General features: G+C 60.8%; 16 protein-coding genes and 1 riboswitch. Of the genes, 14 read left to right on the top strand and 2 right to left on the bottom strand.

Features of this window, described 5'->3' with window-relative positions; genetic code table 11:
• Positions 1 to 1,123: 1,123 nt before the first annotated feature.
• From GNZ13_RS42925 to GNZ13_RS42915, 3 genes are all read left to right on the top strand, one after another.
• Complete coding sequence (locus GNZ13_RS42925) at positions 1,124 to 1,306, top strand: DUF2158 domain-containing protein (protein ID WP_268959232.1); 183 nt, start codon at positions 1,124 to 1,126, stop codon at positions 1,304 to 1,306.
• A gap of 713 nt (positions 1,307 to 2,019) precedes the next feature.
• The gene (locus GNZ13_RS42920) at positions 2,020 to 2,376 is read left to right on the top strand and encodes a helix-turn-helix domain-containing protein (protein WP_236002432.1); all 357 of its coding nucleotides are present in this window, start codon (positions 2,020 to 2,022) and stop codon (positions 2,374 to 2,376) included.
• Positions 2,377 to 2,471: 95 nt separating this feature from the next.
• Positions 2,472 to 2,774 carry a hypothetical protein gene (locus tag GNZ13_RS42915; protein ID WP_172176441.1) on the top strand — a complete coding sequence of 101 codons (303 nt, stop codon included), beginning with the start codon at positions 2,472 to 2,474 and terminating at the stop codon, positions 2,772 to 2,774.
• Positions 2,775 to 2,920: 146 nt separating this feature from the next.
• On the opposite strand, the gene GNZ13_RS42910 is transcribed toward GNZ13_RS42915, so the two are convergent.
• Entirely contained in the window at positions 2,921 to 3,940 is a 1,020-nt protein-coding gene (locus GNZ13_RS42910) for an NADP-dependent oxidoreductase (protein ID WP_172176439.1), read from the bottom strand.
• 164 nt (positions 3,941 to 4,104) lie between these two features.
• A riboswitch (yybP-ykoY riboswitch) is annotated at positions 4,105 to 4,276 on the top strand.
• A gap of 100 nt (positions 4,277 to 4,376) precedes the next feature.
• Between GNZ13_RS42910 and GNZ13_RS42905 the strand changes: the two genes are divergently transcribed.
• On the top strand, positions 4,377 to 5,387 hold the full coding sequence (locus GNZ13_RS42905; protein ID WP_172176437.1) for a sodium:calcium antiporter: 1,011 nt from the start codon (positions 4,377 to 4,379) through the stop codon (positions 5,385 to 5,387).
• A gap of 92 nt (positions 5,388 to 5,479) precedes the next feature.
• Here GNZ13_RS42905 and GNZ13_RS42900 read toward each other — a convergent pair whose 3' ends face one another.
• Positions 5,480 to 6,538, bottom strand: coding sequence for an HAD family hydrolase (locus GNZ13_RS42900; RefSeq protein WP_172176435.1), 1,059 nt, complete (start codon positions 6,536 to 6,538; stop codon positions 5,480 to 5,482).
• A 1,291-nt stretch (positions 6,539 to 7,829) separates the two neighbouring features.
• Here GNZ13_RS42900 and GNZ13_RS42895 point away from each other — a divergent pair.
• The 10 genes from GNZ13_RS42895 to GNZ13_RS42850 all read left to right on the top strand — a co-directional run.
• Complete coding sequence (locus GNZ13_RS42895) at positions 7,830 to 8,540, top strand: reverse transcriptase domain-containing protein (RefSeq protein ID WP_216675242.1); 711 nt, start codon at positions 7,830 to 7,832, stop codon at positions 8,538 to 8,540.
• A 458-nt stretch (positions 8,541 to 8,998) separates the two neighbouring features.
• On the top strand, positions 8,999 to 10,294 hold the full coding sequence (gene ltrA / locus GNZ13_RS42890; RefSeq protein ID WP_172176433.1) for a group II intron reverse transcriptase/maturase: 1,296 nt from the start codon (positions 8,999 to 9,001) through the stop codon (positions 10,292 to 10,294).
• 101 nt (positions 10,295 to 10,395) lie between these two features.
• The gene (locus tag GNZ13_RS42885; RefSeq protein WP_216675241.1) at positions 10,396 to 11,109 is read left to right on the top strand and encodes a reverse transcriptase domain-containing protein; all 714 of its coding nucleotides are present in this window, start codon (positions 10,396 to 10,398) and stop codon (positions 11,107 to 11,109) included.
• Positions 11,110 to 11,186: 77 nt separating this feature from the next.
• Positions 11,187 to 11,984, top strand: a complete 798-nt coding sequence (locus GNZ13_RS42880) for a hypothetical protein (protein ID WP_328807374.1) — start codon at positions 11,187 to 11,189, stop codon at positions 11,982 to 11,984.
• 36 nt (positions 11,985 to 12,020) lie between these two features.
• A complete protein-coding gene (locus GNZ13_RS42875; protein ID WP_236002431.1) occupies positions 12,021 to 13,445 on the top strand; it encodes a DUF1254 domain-containing protein in 1,425 nt (474 codons plus the stop codon).
• Positions 13,446 to 13,473: 28 nt separating this feature from the next.
• Complete coding sequence (locus tag GNZ13_RS42870) at positions 13,474 to 14,961, top strand: DUF1254 domain-containing protein (protein ID WP_172176427.1); 1,488 nt, start codon at positions 13,474 to 13,476, stop codon at positions 14,959 to 14,961.
• A 101-nt stretch (positions 14,962 to 15,062) separates the two neighbouring features.
• Positions 15,063 to 16,034, top strand: a complete 972-nt coding sequence (locus GNZ13_RS42865) for a SphA family protein (RefSeq protein WP_236002430.1) — start codon at positions 15,063 to 15,065, stop codon at positions 16,032 to 16,034.
• 15 nt (positions 16,035 to 16,049) lie between these two features.
• Positions 16,050 to 17,225, top strand: a complete 1,176-nt coding sequence (locus GNZ13_RS42860) for a BamA/TamA family outer membrane protein (RefSeq protein ID WP_328807373.1) — start codon at positions 16,050 to 16,052, stop codon at positions 17,223 to 17,225.
• Positions 17,226 to 17,353: 128 nt separating this feature from the next.
• Complete coding sequence (locus GNZ13_RS42855; RefSeq protein WP_172176423.1) at positions 17,354 to 19,696, top strand: carbohydrate-binding family V/XII; 2,343 nt, start codon at positions 17,354 to 17,356, stop codon at positions 19,694 to 19,696.
• Positions 19,697 to 19,752: 56 nt separating this feature from the next.
• Positions 19,753 to 20,059: transposase family protein (locus tag GNZ13_RS42850; RefSeq protein ID WP_172163767.1), on the top strand; the 307-nt coding region annotated here is incomplete at its 3' end.

The following is a 20,059-nucleotide window of genomic DNA, read 5'->3' as shown; positions in this document are numbered from 1 at the left end:
GAGCGGGTCAAGGTAATCGGCCGCCTTGTTTTCAGCCGCCCTTTCGTGCAAGAGACGAAGGTCATGGCGGCTACCGGACGGGTAATCACAATTTGTACGGAACATGAAGCGTGAGATCCCTTGCGTATGTCCATCTCTCTAGCGGAAGCTCCGATGGCTGTATGCAGCCGGCCGCCCAGTTCGGGGCAACACTGAGAGGCGAATGTCAGCTGCCGAAGCGCATCGGCCATATGAGCGTCCATTTGCTCAGGTAGAGGAATGACGGGAACTGGCCACCGGTTCAAGCTCACAGGTAAACGGACATTCACGAATGTTCGTCGAACGGTGGTAGATGGCCGATCCACGTCCACTACGAAGGCCGCGCGCCGACTCGTGAAGTAAGTCCGCCCCAGCCCGTCGCGGCGGTCGGCAAATCCGCCACGGTAGACGGTCGGCGCTTGGGGCCGATATAAGCAAGCCGTCACCAACTATGCTTTTTTGCAGTCCCCTCCCCGCCTGCCTGCTTCACTTAGGTCAACGGTTTTGATGCGCCGGGGCCGTCAGGCGTTGGTGCTCTAGTAAAGGGAGTCGAACTCGATCGCCGCTCGAAACGATGATGCACTTTGATGCGGCAAACGGTCGGGTTGAGGGGAAAGGTTTGTGGGTTCGAACGCAACGCTGCTGCTATATTGGTGTCGCCGCACTCTCCGTGAGAAGAACATGAACGTTCCCGCCAATAAGCCCAAGCTTCACATAATGATCGACACTAATGTCCTGTATTACGAAGGGCGCGGTGATCAATTTTTTTCGCCTAGCGTATCGAAGGTAATTTTGGATCCTTCGCACTCACACTTGAATATCAGCTGGGCTAAAGGCGGGAAACAACGTAATGATCCCAACGATAATAAGGAGTTTTATTTTTTGATTCCGTGATGTTCCGGGTGCACGTAATCATAAATTCAAAGCGGGGATTCCCCGTTCGGACTGGTAGCAACAATTGCTTTTCATTAATTAAAAGTTACAGGTCGCGCGCTGGCACTAGAACTAACGGAATTTCGCGCGATCCCCGGTCGCCGCTGAGCGCTCACGTCTAGATCATCTCCATCGCGGCTCGCAATTGTGCGACCGCATCACGGAGAACGATATGGAAGCGAAATATGGGACCGGGGATCTTGTTCGGCTGGCGTCGGGATCGCCCCTTATGACAGTGGCAGACCGAATCGAGATGGACGGCGGCGGGTTTGCCTACCTGTGTCAGTGGGTGGACGCCAGGGGGAATCCGCAACAGCAAACTTACCTTGAGGCGATGCTGGTCGTGTGCAACTGATTGAAAACTGACGACGGACACGGGAATCCTGACCGCGTGTGGGGGGCGCGGCTCAGGAAAGGAAAAGGGGTTAGCCGTTACCTGCGCTTACTTTTTCCAGCCGAATTGGCTGCCTTGCAACATCAAGGTCCAACAATTCGTCAGCGCATTCTTGAATGGACTTGAACACGCGGCTGTACCCTCACGCCAAACTGGAACCCAACACGGCAAGGTTTCGCAAGCCACCGCGCCTCGATGTACCGGCCAGCCAGCAAATTTACGCCCCGACGCGGGTTTTGACCTTAAGACACAAGTCTGCCAGTAGTGTGTCCGGTCTTTGTTAAAGACTGCCGCAGTCGCACGGCACCATCGCCCCGCGGGTTTGACAGATCCCGAAGGGGACGGCAAACCCGGCGGAACAGGTCCGTTCCGTATCCCTGATCGACGCCGCCGTTTAGTGTCGGGTTCTCACAGCCGTTCACACGTGCGCTTACTCTGTCAAGGCCGCGCGTGAGCGCGCCGCGGGGAAGCCGCACCAGCGACACCTCGTGCTTGATGCTTTTCAAGTTCTTCCTGCGGGATGCGTAGCATGAATCCTTCCTTCGGCTAAAAAACTTGTCAGGGGATTATTGACATAACTCAATTGTAGATTACTCTATATTAGAGTAAAATAGTCTGTGAACTCGTAACCCGGAGTTATCATCATGGCTGGACTTTCACAGCTGAGCTTAGTCATGAACCTGAAGGACGAACAGTTTTTCAAGGCGCTGGGCGCGCGTATCGCCAGCGCTCGCAAGGCCCACGAGCTCACCCAGCAGCAACTCGCCGAGCAGCTTGGCATTGCCCAGCAGACCCTCGCTCACTACGAAGGCGGGCGGCTGCGGCTGCCCGCCTCACTGCTACCGGAGTTGACCAGAACGCTTGGGCTTTCATGCGATGAACTGCTGGGGCAGAACGTCACCCGACACAGCAAACGCGGCCCGTCCTCTAAGCTGCAACAGCAGATCGAGGCGATCAGCCAGCTACCGAAGGCGCGGCAACGCTTCGTGTCCGAGATGCTTGATACGGTGCTGGCACAGAGCCAGCAGTAAGGAAGGAGATTTGATGCAGTAGAAGAAGCGCGGGCTGCATGGGCGGCACCCCATACGGCCCGCTGACCACCACCAACTCAAGTAAGGAGTTGACTATGGCTGATGCCAATCTTAAACCACGTCGCGCACGCGACGAACACGTCACGCGCATTTCCGTTGCGCTTGAAGCAGACAGCACGCACGAACACGGCAAGCGTACTGCCTTTCCGTGGATGCAGGTTACCGATGCCATGCTCGAACACGCCGGCTTCCAGCCCGGACACCAGGTCCGGTTCACCATCGACTACCGGCTCGGACAGATCACCATTACGCCGGACTATGACTACAGGGTTGCCGGCAGGTACATGACCGCGCCAGAGACCGAGGCCATGCTGCAAAGACGCAGCAAACGGAAATGAACAATCCACAAACGACAACCACGGCCAGCGTCGGGGTTGTCGTTCAGGTCTCCGTGTCCCGCTTGAACCAGGGGCCGAATCTCTCCGGCTCCCCGCCATGGCGGGAGCTTATCGTGGTCGGTCGGTTTTAACTCGAACTCACACCTTCATACCCTGACCAGCAGCTTCCCAAGGTTCTTCCCCTCGAATAGGCTATTCAGCGCATTCGGCAACGCGTCAAACCCATCGACGTACGTCTCCTGGTAAACGATCTCCCCATTCTTCACCCACGGCGCGACCGTCTGCAGCATCTCATCCATCCGATGCATAAAGTCGCGCGCCAGAATCCCCTGGATCGTCGCGCGCTGAAACAGCATGTGCTGCAGGAATCGCGGCGCGAGGTCCGGCGTGTCCAGCCCCCCGTCGTATTGAGCGATCGCGCCGCAGATCACGATCCGCGCGCGGCGCTTGATCAGCGGAATCACCGCATCGGTGACCATGCCGCCCACGTTGTCGAAATAGACATCGACGCCGCCGGTCGCCGCCTGCAGCGCTGACTGCAAGCCTTCGAGCGTCGGATGCGCCCGATAGTCGACCGCGCCGTCGAGCTTCAGTGTGTCAGTCAGAAACGCGCACTTGTCCGGGCCGCCCGCGATCCCGATGACGCGGCATCCGGCGCGTTTGCCGAATTGCGCGACCAGCGAGCCGACCGCGCCCGCCGCACCGGACACGACCAGCGTGTCGCCCGGACGCGGCTTGCCCGCTTCCATTAACCCGAACCACGCGGTGCGCCCTGGCATGCCGAGCACGCCGAGCGCAGTCGAAACCGGCGCCGCGTTGGGGTCCAGTTTGGTCAGCTCGCTGTGATGGCACTTGGCGTACAGCTGCCAGCCGCTATAGGCCGACACCCAGTCTCCCTGCTTGAACAGCGGGCTCGCCGACGCCACCACTTCACCCACCACGCCCGCCCGCTGTACGATGCCGAGCGGATGCGGCACATCATAGGTATTGCGTTCGTGCTGCTGGATTCGAATGTACGGATCGACGCTGATAATGCGCGCCCGAATGAGCACCTCATTGGACGACAAATTGTCGTCGAGTTCGCTTTCGCGCAACTCGTAATGCTCATCGCCAACGCGTCCTTCAGGACGCTTGACGTAAAACCACTGGCGATTTTGATAGTTCATTTGAAGACTCACTGCGGTCGTAGACGGTGAGCGATCTTACCAGCGGGGCCATCGCACGTTCGCGCGCCTGATGTCGCATCACCGGACGGACGCAGCAAAGCCGGTAAGCGCCCGAGCATGCGCCAGACTACAAGCTTGTTGAAAGCCGCCCATCCCGTTAGAATCCCCCGGTCATTGGGGAGTAGCCTTCCTTCATCCATTGAAGGAGAGCGCGTCAACATACTTGGCCTGCGGGTCATGGCGCGTTCGACCGGGTCGGTTTGGCGAGACCATTGGCGCACTGCTTCGTTCTGGTCGGACGGGTCGCGGTGCGTCATTGGTTCGTCACCTACGTCCGACCACGGAGTTGCCCTGTGAAACATCGTTGTGCCCTGCCAGTCTCCCCACTTGCCCGTCCGTTGTGCCGCTTCCCCTTTGCATTTGCAGGGAGCCGCGCATGACCGGTCTCCTGTTCCAACTCGCCATCATGCTGGTCGTCATTCTCGTGGCGGCCGAGCTCTTCACCAATGCCCTCGAACATCTCGGCGAGCGCCTGAAAATCTCAGAGGGCGTGACGGGTTCGCTGTTCGCGGCGGTCGGGACCGCCTTGCCCGAAACCCTCGTCCCATTGCTCGCGATTGCCGGCGGCACGGCCGCTAGCGCGGTCAATCAGGAGATCGGCGTCGGCGCGATTCTCGGCGCGCCGCTCATGCTCTCCACCCTCTCCACCTTCCTGATGACGCTTGCGATTCTCGGCTCGCGCGGCACCGGCGGCTGGGTCGCGCCGGAACGCACGGGCTTCACGCGCGATCTGAACTACTTCCTGTGCGCCTTTGTGCTGGCGGCCGCGGCGATGTACGTACCGCACGAACAGATGATCGTGCGGGCGCTGTTCAGCGTGGCGCTGGTTGGCGTGTACATCACCTATGTGGTGATGACGTTCCGTGCATCGAACAAACTGGTCGACGCGGGCCACGGCACCGAAGCGCCGGGCAAGATGCTGCTGTCGCGTCTGGGCTTGCCTACCAACCTCGCGACCATCGCGGTGCAACTGGCGCTGGCGGTTGCGTTGCTGGTGTGGGGCGCGGAAGGCTTCATCCACGGTGTGCGGGGCGTGTCGCAGGTGCTTGGCGTCTCGCCGCTGCTGCTGTCGCTGCTGATCATTCCGATCGCCACCGAGCTGCCGGAGAAGGTCAACAGCATCCTGTGGATTCGCCGGGGCAAGGACACGCTGGCGTTCGGCAACATCACTGGCGCGATGGTGTTTCAGGGCACCTTGCTGCCCGCAATCGGGATCCTGCTGACGCCGTGGACGCCGCGCATCGAAGTGGTGACCGGCATCGTGATTACGCTTGCCGCCGCTGCGTGGCTGCGGGTCAACGTGCGCGAGCGCGGTGTGCCGGTGTGGGCGCTGCTGGTGTGCGGCGTGCTGTATGTCACTTATCTGGTGATCACGCTGACCCGCTAAGCGAGTAGTGAAAGGCCGGGAAGGCCGCGCAAAAACCGCAGCAAAGACCGCAGCGAACGCGGCCTAAGCGCGGCCTTCCCAACAAACCATCCTTAATTAGACGGCGCCGCAGCCGTTGTCGCGCTATCCGGCTTGAACACCGTTTTCCAGTCATCCTTCATATCGACGACGAGCCAGCCTTTCGCGCCGGCTTCGTCCAGACCCTTGTCGAGCTTGCCGCTTTTCGCCGCGCGGTCGTACGCATATTCCCGTTCGCCGTCGGTGTGATGCAGCAGCGCCGCGAAGCGCGGGCCGTCGCCGGCGGACGTCCATTCGAGCATCGGCACGTCGCCGTCCGCGTTGCCGAAGGCGATCACCGGACGCCTGCCGATCACGCGGTCGATGGCGAGCGGTTTGGCTGCGCCGTCGACTAGCGTGTCGACCTGCGCAAGCCGGGTCAACGACACCGCGCCGTTCTTCTGGCTGTACTTGTATTTAACGGTGCTGCCGATCACCTGCTCGGGCGGAATGCCATACACGCGCTGCGCCATCTCGCGGACGAACTCGACATCGCTGCCCGTCACCAGATAGGTCTTGAAGCCATTGGCGCGCAGATAGGCGAGCAACTCGAGCATCGGCTGATATGCGAGGTCGGTGTACGGGCGGTTAAAGCGCGGGTCGCTCGCGGAGTCGAACCATTCGTGCACGAGCGCGGCGAATTGATCGCCGGTCATGCCGGCATGCGCCGCCGCCAGCAACCTCATCGAGCCCGTGTCGCCGCTCGCCGCGACACTCTTCAGATTACCTCTCAGAATCGAGCGGAACGGTTCCTGCCGCTTCCATTCCGGATGCCGCCCGGCCACCGTCTTCACCCGTTGCAGCGCGAATACCAGTTGCACCGAAGCGGGTTGCTCTGGCCACAACGTGCCGTCGTTGTCGAACACGGCGATGCGGTCTGCACGTGCGATGAAGTCTTTCGACTCGGGCGTGGTGACCAGCGTGACGAAATCGACAATTGAGCGTTTGCTTGCGGTGTCATTCCATGACGCGAGGGCTGTGGCGCTCGACGCGCCGGCCGGCGACTCGCTCGCGTCATGGCGCGGCGTAACGGTGCAAGCTGAAAGAACCACAACGGTCAAAGCAATGCAGTACCGGTGCATGGAGCGAATCATGAAAGCCTCATCAAATGCGGTGGATCGAATCCAAAACGAGCGCCAGTCTAATGGGACACGGTGATTGTTGCAGCCTATTCTTTTGATTTTTTGAGCAGCGGCGTCAATGCCGATAATTCTCAATGGCGTATGCCGCTATGCGACTTTTTATGCAACGAGCAAACAAATGCTCAAAACTATGGCAAAAGTGTGGAATAAGAATGGCGGCCAAAATCTAACTCCGTCCGAAAATACGTAACTTTTTCTCGTGTTACAAATTTATCTCTGTAATATACTGAAACGTTTGCTACCATTCCGCCACAACAAACCCAGATTGTGCATTTTTTGCCTCCGCATGCGTCGTTTGGTGCGGCGTCTCTTGAGTCTGAAAGGAGCGTCCATGCAGGCCCTGTATCCGGCCGTATCGTCTTTCCAGCTTGCTCGAGAGACTTAGCGCGATTTAATCGCGCATCTTATCCGTTTTGCATATTTCTCCGGCTGCGCGTAGCCGCCGGATGGGTGAACTTATGCCCGCGATTAGTTCGAGTTAGTTCGACTTAATTCGAAAATACGAATGCTATTGCTTTTGCTTTATTTGCATCGGGCAAAGGAACGTGTTCGCCTATAAGAAAGGCCCATTGACGAGGTGCGAGAATGGGTTGTATCGCGCCAGGATAAGACTGGGAATGGGGGAAGTACCGAAGTATGGGCGGAAACCATTCGCTGGATTCCAGAGGGTTCGACTCCCTCCCGGCAAAGCCTAACCAGCAGTCGCGAAGCGAGCTTTGCATGCGAGTGCGGTAACGCACTACTTGAAGCGTAAGCAGCAGGTACTGAAGCCGTGTGATTGAGCCTCGATATCCTAAGCGCAGGGTGTCTTCATTCTTACAACAATGGGGACTGCACTGTCTGGTCGCCATGGTGAGACCAGACAGACCAGCCGGGGTCTGAGAGCAGGGCAAAGGTACGGGGATGGAATCCCCAGAAACCTGGGAGATCCTGTAGTCGACCAATCCGGGAAGCCGATGGCGCGAGGCTATAAACGGGCCGGGCTCTTGCAGGGGCTTGCACGGCAAGAGAGCGAACATGCAAGCGAGGATTGGGGCGGAGGAGCGAATAAATAAGTGACTCCGTATTCGCTACAGGAAGTCTTAGTGCCTTCGTAGTACCGCTGACGCCGGGGAACGCTGTTCGGGCGGACCCAGTCGAGGAAAGGGAGGCACCATCGTTGTTGTTTACAGAACCGTTCACGGGAAACACGGGAGGTACATTGAAACCGGAAAGCGTGTCAACGAAACAGGAACGGATAGCCATGCTGGCAAGGAACAATCCGGCCATGGCACTCACGTCGCTAAATCAGTACCTCGACTACGAGTGGGTCAAATACGCCTACGACTGCACGCGCAAGGATGGTGCGGTTGGCGTGGACGGCCAGACGGGGGAGGAATACGCTGCCAACCTGGAGCAGAATCTTCTCAGCCTGATCGACCGGCTCAAGTCGGGCAGTTACCGGGCGCCACCGGTTCGTCGGCATTTCATAGAAAAAGCTGATGGAAGCTTGCGTGGACTCGGCATTCCTTCCTTTGAAGATAAGGTAGCTCAACGTGCCGTTGTGATGCTGATGGAGCCGATCTACGAGCAGGACTTTATGGACTGTTCGTTTGGGTTCAGATCGGGTCGTAGCGCGCATGGAGCACTGGCAGCGATAAGGGAGGCAATTGTGATGCGGGGTGGGCGATGGGTGCTCGACGTGGACGTACGAAAGTACTTCGACAGCATCGATCGGGCCAAACTGAGAGAGCTTCTAGCCAGAAGAATCACGGATGGGGTGGTAAGGAAACTGGTTGATAAATGGCTAAAGGCGGGAGTGCTGGATCAGGGGCAACTGTCGTATCCCGAAGCCGGTACGCCCCAGGGTGGTGTGATTTCACCAATGCTCAGTAACGTCTATCTGCATTACGGTGCGTCAGGACAAGCCTGGCGCTTCCAGCGGGTGAAATTCCCGCCCCGGAAAGGGGAATGAGCCGCCCCACCGGGAATCGAGTCTTGGGCTTCTGAAGGCAACGACAGGAGTTAAGCGTAGACAGAGCGACGAGCAGGCCGTAACGCAAGTGAAGCTGTGGAGCCTCGTTAAGGTACAAATCCGCAGGCCGACGGGATCGTAGTGCCCGGAAGGCTACAGTAGGCCACCGCAATGGGCGATGGGGGCTGGAGACTGCGGCGGGGTCAGAGGGCACGGCATGTTCGGAAACAGGAAGCGTCGAGGAACCTGAGAGATCCATCGTGGTCTTGGTCTGGCCGCAAGTGGATCGAGTATGCCTACCGAAATGGATCATTCCTGAGGGAAGCAAATGCTGCGATGGAAGTCGGACTCGCCCATACGTACTCGGAGCGCGGGAAAGCCGCGTACATGGGGAAGGGGCGGGGCAGATTGAGACTGGGTCGGGGAAACATCAACCGTACACACGGAGACGGACAAAGATGTCAACACAACTGGCTCAGATAGCCAAGAAGGCGCAGTTGGATCGGAAGGTGCGATTTACCTCGCTCGCCCACCTGCTTACGCCGGAGTTCCTCAAGGAAACTTGGGGCAAGATGAACCGGCGTGGCGCTAGTGGAATCGACGGGGAAAGCACTGGGCAGTTTGAAAGCGAGCTGGAACAACGGGTAGGAGAAATTTGCGCACGGCTTAGAGCCGGCGTCTACCGGGCTCCTCCGGTGCGGCGGGTAGAGATACCCAAGGGACCGGGGAAGACCGGGACTCGTCCGTTAGGAATTCCAACGGTCGAGGACCGCCTGTTACAGAGGGCGGTGGCGCGCATTCTCGAAGCTATCTTCGAAGCGGACTTCTGCGATTTCAGTTACGGATATCGGCCGGGGCGAAACCCCCACCACGCGCTGCAGGCCCTGCGCGTGCAGATCGTGACCGGGAAGGTTAGCCACGTTTACGAGGTGGATATCCGGGGATACTTCACTCATGTCAATCATCAGTGGATGCGGCAGATGGTGGCCCAGCGCATCGCGGACCCAGTCATTCTGAGCTTGATTGGTAAGTGGCTCAGCGCTGGCGCGATGCATAACGGAGTAATCATTCGCACTGAGGAGGGTACTCCCCAGGGCGGTCCGATCTCCTGTGTGTTGGCCAATATCTACCTGCACTTCACGCTGGACCTTTGGTTCGAGAAGAAATTCAAATCGAACTGCCATGGCGAAGCGTACCTGGTGCGCTTCGTTGATGACTTCGTGGTGAGTTTCCAGCACCGGCAGGACGCAGAGGTCTTCCAGAAGCGGCTGAGAGAGCGCTTCGCACGATTTAACCTTGAGCTGGCGGAAGAAAAGACGCGGCTCCTGCTCTTCGGCCGCTTCGCCGCAGCAATGCGTGCGAAGAGGGGCCGGAGGCCTGAGACTTTCGAGTTTCTGGGCTTCAAACATGTCTGTGGAGTGGATCGCAGCGGGAAATTCGCCTTGGTCCGTATCCCCAGCGTAAAGAGTTGCCGGAAGTTCCTGCTTCGCACGCGGGAGTGGCTCAGTGGGCACAGGCACTGGTTGAAACGCGAACAACAGCATCACCTTACGGCGATGCTGCGCGGGTTCTACCAGTACTTTGGGCTCCACCATTGCACGCGCAAACTCAGTTGGGTCAGGTATCAGGTCCAGCGGCAGTGGGCTGGCATTCTGCGTAGGCGAAGCCAGCGGCATAAGCTGACCTGGAGCTACCTGTCCAGCCGGGAATGGTTCGAGCTGCCCTCCGGGCGCTTGCCGCACCCGATGATCTGACAAGCATGACAAGGCGAATGCAATCTGTGGGAGCCCACTGCGGGAAATCTGCACGGTGGGTTCTGTGCGGGGGGACGAGTACAAGAGGCCAGGCCGGCTCGGTGAGGGCACTGGCGCGAAAGCGCCAGCAACAGCGAGGCTCCGCAAAGGCTACCGCTTCAAGGCTCGTCTCTACCTACCTGCTGGACGAATGGTTTGTGGAGGTGGTGCGGCCAAGGCTGCGCGGTCCGGGCAATCTGGTGCGTTTTGCCGATGACTTTGTGATGCTGTTTGCATACAGGGACGACGCAGAGCGTGTTCTGGAGGTGCTCGGCAGGCGAATGGGGAAGTACGGACTGGAACTTCATCCGAACAAGACGAGAATGGTCGATTTCCGGTTCAAGCCAAAGTCAGTGGGTGATGATCGGGAAAAGGCATTAGCGACGACGTTCAACTTCCTTGGTTTCGTTCATACATGGGTGAAGTCGCGGTTTGGCAAACCTGTGGTGAGGCAACTGACAGCGAAAGACCGTGTGGCACGCGCACACAAGGCATTCAATGAGCAGATACGAGCAATGCGGCATTGGCGGATACGCGAGCAGCACCAGCGGATCTGCCGAATGCTAAATGGGCATTTCGCCTACTTTGGCATCAGTGGTAACTTCCAGCGAATCTCGACCCTGAAGTTCAAGGTGGAGCTTCTCTGGCGCAAGTGGTTATCACGAAGGTCGAATGCAAGCTACATCACCTGGAAAGCGTTCAGGGAAATCCTGAACAGGTTTCCACTGCCGAAGGCCCGAATCATTCACCCATATCGCCACAAAGCAAGTCCGTGAGCGAACCTGGACGATGAAGAACCTAGTGCCTTAATTGGGCTCGCTGGGGTCTGTGAGGGATGCGGGCGGTAACGCCCGTGTCTACTCGGAAATGCGTGGTTTGGTCGGCGGTGCTATACGCGGCTTCGGTGGTGTTGTCGCCGGCGTTCGCTCAGGCCTCGGCCGACGAAGCCAATAAAAGTAATAACCCGCTCAATCTGGCCGCCTCATTCAACATCCAGAATTACTACACGCCGAGCGTGTTCGGCGCGAGTGCGCACACCAACGATCTGCTCCTGCGTCCCACCGTACCGATCGGCCCGAACAGCCTGATCGGTGTGCCGGAAATCTTCCGCGCCACGGTGCCGGTCAGCACGCGGCCCGACCCGAGCGGCGGTTACAACACCGGCCTTGGCGACATGAGTCTGTTCGACATCTTCCTGCTCTCGCAAGGCGACGTGCAGATTGGTGTCGGCCCGCTCGTGACGATGCCGACCGGCACCGACCCGAGCCTCGGCACCGGCAAATGGCAGGCCGGTCTCGCTGCGATCGCAGTCAGCGCGACCAAGGCGCGACTGTTGGGCGCCCTGCTGCAGTGGCAACACTCGTTCGCCGGCCAAAGCAGCCGGCCCACCACGCAATCGCTCACCGCGCAGCCGTTCGGCATCTTCAACCTGCCGGGCGGCTGGTACATCCGCTCGACCGGCACCTGGACTTTCGACCTGCAGCACGGCAGCTATTACATCCCGGTCGGTCTGGGTGCGGGCAAAGCCTGGAAAGGCGGCTCGACTATCTACAACGCGTTTATCGAACCGCAATACTCGGTAGCGCATTCCGGCGCCGGCGTGCCGAAGTTCACCATCTTCGCCGGGCTGAACATGACGTTCGGCAAATAAGCACAAAAACTGAGCACGGAAACCGAGGGCTTATCCATGACCTTATTCAAACGCCTGCCTACCTACGCAGTCATCGCGGCCTTATCACTGACGATGGTGCCGCACACGCAAGCCGTCGCTCAAGCGAGCGCCCCCACCGCCGCGACAGAGGCCGTCACTGCCTCGCCTGAAGAAGCGCGCGCGATCGCCAAAGACGCGTTCCTCTACGCGTATCCGATGCTGTTCAACTACAAGACGCTTTATGAGCAGGCGATCGATTCCAGCTCGAAGTCGTATGTGGGCGGATTCGGCAAGTTCCGCAACTACTCGCATCCCTACGGTCCTGAGAACAAAGACATCGTCACGCCGAACAACGACACGCCGTACTCGTGGGCGTGGCTCGATCTGCGTCGCGAACCGTGGGTGCTGACGGTGCCCGCGGTGCCGGAAGAGCGCTACTACGTCTTCCAGTGGATCGACCTGTACACCTACAACTTCGCGTACGTCGGTTCGCGCGCCACGGGCAACGGCGCGGGCCACTATCTGTTCGCCGGACCGAACTGGCACGGCGACACGCCCAAGGGCATCGACAAGGTGTTCCGCTCCGAGACGGACATGATCCTGACTCTCGGCCGCACGGCGCTCAACGGCGCGAGCGACGTCAAAAACGTCGAGGCGATCCAGAAGCAGTACAAGCTCACGCCGCTGTCCGCCTTCGAGCACACGGCTGCACCGCCGCCCGTGGCGCAGGTTGATTTTCCGAAGTGGGATGAAGCGAAGGCGACCTCGGTCGACTTCATCGCCTATCTGAACTTCATGCTGCAGTTCACGCAGCCGCCGGCGCCGTCCGAGAAGGAGTTGATGGAACGCTTCGCGAAGATCGGCATTGCGCCGGGCGCGCCGTTCGATCCGGCCGCATTGCCGCCGGAAACCCGCGCGGCGCTCGAAGCAGGTGTCGCGGACGGTAAAGCCGCATTGGCCGATGCGGAAAAACACACCACCGGGTCGTTCGGCCTGTTCGGCAGCCGTGCGGATCTGAAGGACGACTACACCACACGCGCCGTCGCGGCGGCGATGGGAATTTACGGCAACACCAAAGAAGAAGCGGTGTACGTCGGCACGCGAGTGAACGGCGAGCACGCGCAACTGGTCGGCTCCCAGCCGTACGTGTTGCACTTCGACAAGAAGGACCTGCCGCCCGCGAAGTTCTTCTGGTCGATGACGCTGTACGACCTGCCCGCGCGTCATCTGGTCGCGAATCCGATCAACCGTTACTCGATCGGCGATCGCACCAAGGGGTTGAAGTACGGCGCCGACGGCTCGCTGGATATCCACGTGCAGAACACGTCGCCGGGTGCGGACGAGACGACGAACTGGCTGCCGGCGCCCACCGGTGCGTACACCCTCGTCATGCGGATCTATGGCCCGGATGAGGCGGTGCTCGACGGCAACTGGAAATTCCCTGAGCCGCAAAAGCGCTAAACCGCGCATGGATGAACCAGAGAACAATATGAATAAGAAAACCGCGACATGGGTTACAGCTGCCGTACTGGCATCGGTTGCCGCACCCATTCTGGCGAAGACGCAGCAGGACCAGCCGGCCCATCCGACGGCCGCCACGGTGTCTGTGCCGGGCCCGGTGGCCGGCTACGTGATCGCTGAAGAATACGCTCGGCTGGTCGCGCGCCAGACCTACTTCTGGGCGTGGCCCATGGTGAACGTCTACGGCCGCCTGCTGGCGATGAAGCAGGTACCGCAGCCGGGTCTGAACGGCGGCATCGTGCCGGTCGCGCCGCCCAATCACCTGTCGATGCTGCGCGACTACATTCAGCCGCAGGAGCGATTTGTCGCGTGTCCGAACCAGGACGTGGTCTACGGCTCCGCGATCCTCGATCTGAATCGGACGCCGGTGGTTGTGCAGGTGCCTGATTTCGGCAAACGCTTCTGGGTCTATCAGGCCGTCGATCTGCGTACCGACGGGTTCGCGAGTCTCGGCAAGATGTACGGTACGCGTCCGGGCTTCTACCTGTTAGCGGGCCCTGACTGGCACGGCCAGGTGCCGAAGGGCATCCGTCAGGTGTTCCGCTCGTCGACCGGAGTCGGCAGTTTCATTCCGCGCGTTTTCATGGACGACACGCCTGAAGATCGCGTGGCCGTGCAGTCGGTGATTGCGAAGGTTGGCCTGTATCCGCTCGCCGAGTACGACGGCAAGGTCAAGGAGACCGACTGGTCGAAGCTGCCGAGCTTCGGTCCGACCGGTGGTGCCGCGGGCGGCAGCGCCGAAGAGATCAAGTGGGTCGATCCAAACCGTTTCTGGGACATGCTGCCTACGGTGCTCGACGAGACGCCGCCGCAACGCGGCGAAGAAGCGCTCTACGCGCAGGCGCGCGCGCTGTTCGCGGCGGCGCAGAAAGATCCGGCGATCAAGGCTGCTATTGTCGACGAAGGGACCAAGGCCGAGACGGATCTGGTCACGCCGCTGTTCAACTTCAACACCTTTGGCAAGCGTCTGCCGGCCAACTGGAACACCATCAGCAACGGCGCCGCCTTCGGCACGGACTACTTCACACGAACGGCAGTGGCGAAGTCGAACATTTTCGTCAACAAGCCTAACGAGACCAAGTACTTCTACGCTGATGCCGATGCATCCGGCCAGCGTCTCGATGGCAATGCACGCTACACGGTGACGTTCGCCAAGGATCAGTTGCCGCCGGTCAAAGGGTTCTGGTCGCTCACGCTTTACAACGCACATCACTTCTTCTCGCCGAACGCGCAGAACCGCTACTCGCTCGGCACCAAGAACAAGGACCTGAAGTTCAACGCCGACGGCTCGCTGACGCTCTACGTGCAGAACACGAGCCCCGGCGACGACAAGGTCTCCAACTGGCTGCCGGCGCCGGCCAATGAAGCATTCTCGCTGTACGTACGCGCCTATTGGCCGCAACAGCCGGCGCTCGACGGTAGCTGGACGCCGCCGCCTGTCAAGCGCGAACCGTGAGAAAACACGCCGATGTGCACGCGCGCGGTCTGCTGCCGCAGTTCGTCAACACCGTATTCCGCAGAGTGAGAATGCGGAACATCAATTTCATGAGGATGACTATGAGTCGCCCAAACCGCTTTTCCACCAGCCGGTCACTCGCCAGGTTGTGCACGGGTGCGCTTCTTACCACTGCCGGCGTGGGTCTTTCCCAGCAAGGGTGGGCCACTGAGACCGGCATCGGCAGGCCGATCACCGGCATGCAGGTCACGCCGTATGCAGGCGTGGTGCCGCCCACCAGCGACTGGATCGTGTCGGCCAACACGATTTACTACGAAGGCTCGCTCGGTGCGAGCAAGACGATCCCGATCGCCGGTACCGTCACGGCCGGGCTCGACTATTCGATCGTGTACACGCTCGTGAACGCGGTCAAGACCTGGGGCATTACCGCGGGCGGCTGGAACTTCGCGTCCTCGTTCGGCGTACCGATCCAGTACACCGACGTGTCGTCGTTTCATAGCCGCTTGCCGAACGACCATGGCACTCAGTTCGCCGACCTCTTCTTCACGCCGGTGGTGGCCGGCTATCACCTGACCAGGACCGACCATGTCGCGTTGAGCCTGCAGATTTATGCACCGACCGGCGCGTACACGTCGAGCCGCCTCGCCAATGCGGGGCAGAACACGTGGACCTTCACGCCGACGGTCTCGTACACAAAGCTGTTCCCGAAAGAAGAGATCGAGTTGTCGTTGAACTACGGCGTCGAGTTCTATACGCCGAACAAGGACACCCACTATCACAACGCACCGGTCAGCGTGCTCGACCTGCTCGCGCTCAAGCGCTTCGGCGGCGGCTGGGGCGTAGGCGTGGTGGGCGGCTATATCCAGCAGATCGGTCATGACAGCGGCGGACTGGCCGATGCCACCGGCGGCAATCAGGGGCATTCGGTGGGTATCGGGCCGATGGTCACGTGGTCGGGCAAGGTCGAGAAAACGCCGGTGTCGGCATCGCTGCGGTGGGTCAACGAGTTCAACGTCAGCAACCGGCCGAAGGGCAATGCGGTGGAGCTCTCGGTGAGTGCCACCTTCCAGTAACGGGGCGTGCATCCGGTGATCCGCTATTCCTTGCGCGCGCCGTCGTCTTCCGTCAAGTCAGTCGGCACCAGCATGCCGCGCCTTGGCGCGTTGCGTGCATCGGCGCTGGCCGTGGCGCTGCTGTTGGCGGCGAGCCGCGGCCATGCCGAGTCGAAATTCACCGATCCCGAAGACGGCGCGTTCGACCTGAGCAATCTGCTGCTGACGCATCGTGGCGTCTTGCCCGTGCCGACGCTGATCACCGAGCCTGCGGTCGGCTACGGCCTGGGCCTCGGCTTGCTCTATTTCTCGCTGCCGAAGAAAAGCGCCGAGGCGCCCGACGATTCGAAGGCGCCGCCGAACATCACCGGCCTCGGCGGCTTTGCGACCGGCACGCATAGTTGGGGCGCGGGGCTGATGCACTTCCACACATGGGACGACGACCACATCCGCTATCTCGGCGTGATCGGCAAGGTGGGGCTGCATCCGAACTACTACGGCATCCAGAACCAGCCGCGCGCGTATCAGCTCGACGGCATCGCGCTCGTGCAGCAGGTGTTGTTCAGGCTTGGCAATAGCCACTGGTACGTCGGCCCGCGCTATACCTTTTTCGACGCGAGCACGCGCTTCAGTGCGACCGTTCCGGCCGGCATTCACCAGTTCGAGAAAGATCAGCGCGTGGCCAAGGGCGGCGTGGTGGTCGACTATGACACGCGCGACAACATGTTCTATCCGTCGAGCGGCACCTATGCAGAGCTCGAAGCCGACCTCGCGCGCGGCGGCCTCGGCAGTTCGACCAACTTTCAGGAGCAGACGGCGCGCGGCTACCAGTGGATTCCGCTGTCGAAGAGCTGGGTGCTCGGCCTGCGTGCCGACACCGGTTTCTCGCAAGGAAACATTCCGTTTTTCGCGCAGCCGTATGTCTCGCTGCGCGGCGTGTCCGATGCGAAGTTCCAGGACAACAACCAGCTTACCGCCGAAGCCGAAATCCGCTGGAACGTCACGCCGCGCTGGTCGGTGCTCGGTTTCGGCGGCGTCGGCAAAGCCTATGGGCATCTGCATTCGTTTTCGGACGCACCGACCGCATTCGGCTTCGGCACAGGTTTTCGCTATCTGATTGCTCGCAAGCTCGGCGTGACGATGGGACTCGACGTCGCGCATGGGCCGGGGCAGAACGCTTTTTACGTGCAGGTGGGCAGCGCCTGGCGCTGACGAGAATCAATCAGTTCAGTTGAGTTCGCAGAAGGGGGCGCGGCAACAGGTTGGATGCACGGCGCGAGCGCCGGCTGCCGTCTACGTGTTTCCGCATACGGATGTCCATGTTAAAGGAATCAAGCGCAATGAAAACCACGATGAAGCGATCCTTGTTGCTGCTGGCCGGCGTCTGCACGTCGCTGGCGATGACGCTTGCCACGCCTGCTCAGGCGCTCGCCGCCGCCGCGGTGCAGCCCGCATTGCAGCCCCTTCCGACCGTCTGGCCGCGCGACTTCGATAGCGCCCAGCAGCGCATCGAGTTGTATCAGCCGCAGGTCGAAGTGTGGCAAGGCAACCGCATCGAGGGCAGCGCGGCTTTCGCGGTCGGCGCGAAGAGCGCCACGCCGAACTATGGCGTCGCGCATTTCACGGCGCGTGCTGACATCGACAAGACCACCTCGACGGTGCAACTGCTCGACATCGTCATTGATCAGGTCGATATGCCGGCCACGCCTGGCGACGCCGCTGCCGTGAAGACGGCCTTGCAGGCGCGCATTCCGAAAGACGGCCTGACCACCTCGCTCGAGCAATTGCAGGCCAGTTATGCCAGCAGCCACGAAGGCAGCGAACCCGGCCTCGCGGTGCAGAACAACGTACCTCACATCCTCTTTGCGGAACGCCCCACGCTGCTCGTGCTGGTCGACGGCGACGCGAACTGGCGTGCGCTCGGCGACACGCACTATCAACGCCTGCTCGACACGCGCGCGATGCTGCTCAAGGACGCGAGCGGCACGCTGCATCTGAACGCCGCGGGCTATTGGTACGAGGCGACATCGCTCGACGGCCCGTGGCATCTGAACGCAGCGCCGCCGCATGATCTGGTCGCCGCGGCGAACAAAGCGCAAACGAATCTGAAGTCCGACCCGATGTTGCCCGGCGACGGCAAGAAGCCGGCGCAGGCGCCGGACGTTGTAGTCGCAGCGCAGCCGGCCGAGCTGGTGGTGACGAACGGCAAGCCTTCGCTGCAGCCGGTGAAGGGGACGAATCTGCTGGCCGTCGCCAACGCCGACCACGCGCTGTTCGTCGACCCGCGCGACAACCATTACTACCTGCTGCTGTCGGGCCGCTGGTTCACTGCAGCGGGTCTGAATGGACCCTGGACCTTCGTCGACGGCAAGAGCCTGCCCGCCGATTTCGCGAAGATCGCTGCGGACGACCCGCATGCGAACGCGCTCGTCTCCGTGCCCGGCACGCCGCAGGCGAAGGAGGCGGCGATCGCCGCCGCCATCCCGCAGACGGCGACCGTGTCACGCAAGACCACCACGTTGCAGGTCGTCTATGACGGCGCACCGAAGTTCATGGGCATTGCCGGCACGTCGCTTTCGTATGCGGTGAACACGGCGACGCCGGTGATCCAGACGGCGCCTACGCAATTCTTCGCGGTCGCGAACGGGATTTGGTTCACCGCGAGCGCGGCGAGTGGTCCGTGGCATGTCGCCGATACCGTGCCGGCCGCAATCTATACGATTCCGGCGGCTTCACCCGTGCATTACGTGACCTACGTCCATGTTTATTCGGCGACGCCGGATACGGCGGTGGTTGGCTATACGCCGGGCTATATGGGTGTGGTCGTTAATGCGGACGGCACCGTCGTGTACGGCACCGGCTATGTGTACGCGCCGTACGTCGGCGAGGTCTACTACGGCTATCCGGCCACCTATGGCTACGGCGCGGGCTTCGCGCTCGGCACGACGATGGGCTTTGCCTTCGGCTTTGCGATCGGCGCCACGTGGGGCGCACCGTCGCCATACTGGGGACCGTATTGGGGCGGCAGCTGGCAATACGCGAATGTCAACCAGGCGAATATTTACGGCCGCTGGGGCGGGCAGGCCACCGTGACGCACGCGAGCGGCTGGAACGGCTGGACCGGCAACAGCTGGGCGGGGTCATCCGTTTCCGGTTTCAATCCGTACACTGGCGCTCATTACCAAGGGAGTCGTGGCGCCGTCGAGAACGCCTACAACGGCAACTACGCGGCGGGACGGCAAGGCTCGTTCAGCAATCCGTCGACGGGACGCAGCGGTGCGGGACGTGGCGGCGTAGTGGGCAACCAGGGCACCGGCGATTACGCGGCCGGCGGGCAGCGCGCCGGCTACAACGCGCAGACCGGCCGCTACGGCGTGGCCGAAGCGGGCGTCACCGGCAACACGAATTCAGGCGATCATCAGGCGGGCTCGCGCGGCGTGGTGGGCAACAAGAACACCGGGAATTCGGTCGCGTGGAACAACGGCAATGTGTATGCCGGTAGTAATGGCAACGTCTACAAGCATGATCAGGGCGGCGGCTGGGAGCAGCACAGCGCCAACGGCTGGCAGCCGGTTCAGCCGAGGTCGAATCAGACCCAGCAGCTCGATTCGTTAAAACAGGGGCATGATCTGGGGAATGCCAGGGCGAGCGGGCAGTTTCAGGGGCGTGCGCAGGGTTGTTAACTTCCGTTTGATCGTGTTAACTTTGTGACCGTCCAAACAAGACGGCGGGAACAGGGATGATATTCGGAGGCGTATTTTCGGAGCTGCGTGACGCACGTCGGGCGCAGGGCAAGCGTTACGCTCTGGAACCGCTGCTGTGTGCGATCGTGATGTCGCTGATGGCAGGCGCGAATTCGCTGAGGACGATCGAGGTGTTCATTGGCGAGCGGCGTGCACAGCTGAACGAGCTGTTCGGTACGGACTGGCGCAAGGCGCCGAGCTGGGTGGGCATCCGGAAATTTCTGCTCCAGCTCGACGAGCACGATCTGGAAAGCGCGGTGCGTGCTTTCGCGCAGAAACAGGTTTGCGCGCCGCCGGGGCGGC

This window comes from Paraburkholderia elongata (assembly GCF_013177735.1).
In the GTDB taxonomy this organism is placed as follows: Bacteria; Pseudomonadota; Gammaproteobacteria; order Burkholderiales; family Burkholderiaceae; genus Paraburkholderia; species Paraburkholderia elongata.
The sequence above is the reverse complement of the archived record's forward strand: the minus strand, read 5'-3'. Positions and strand labels throughout refer to the sequence as shown.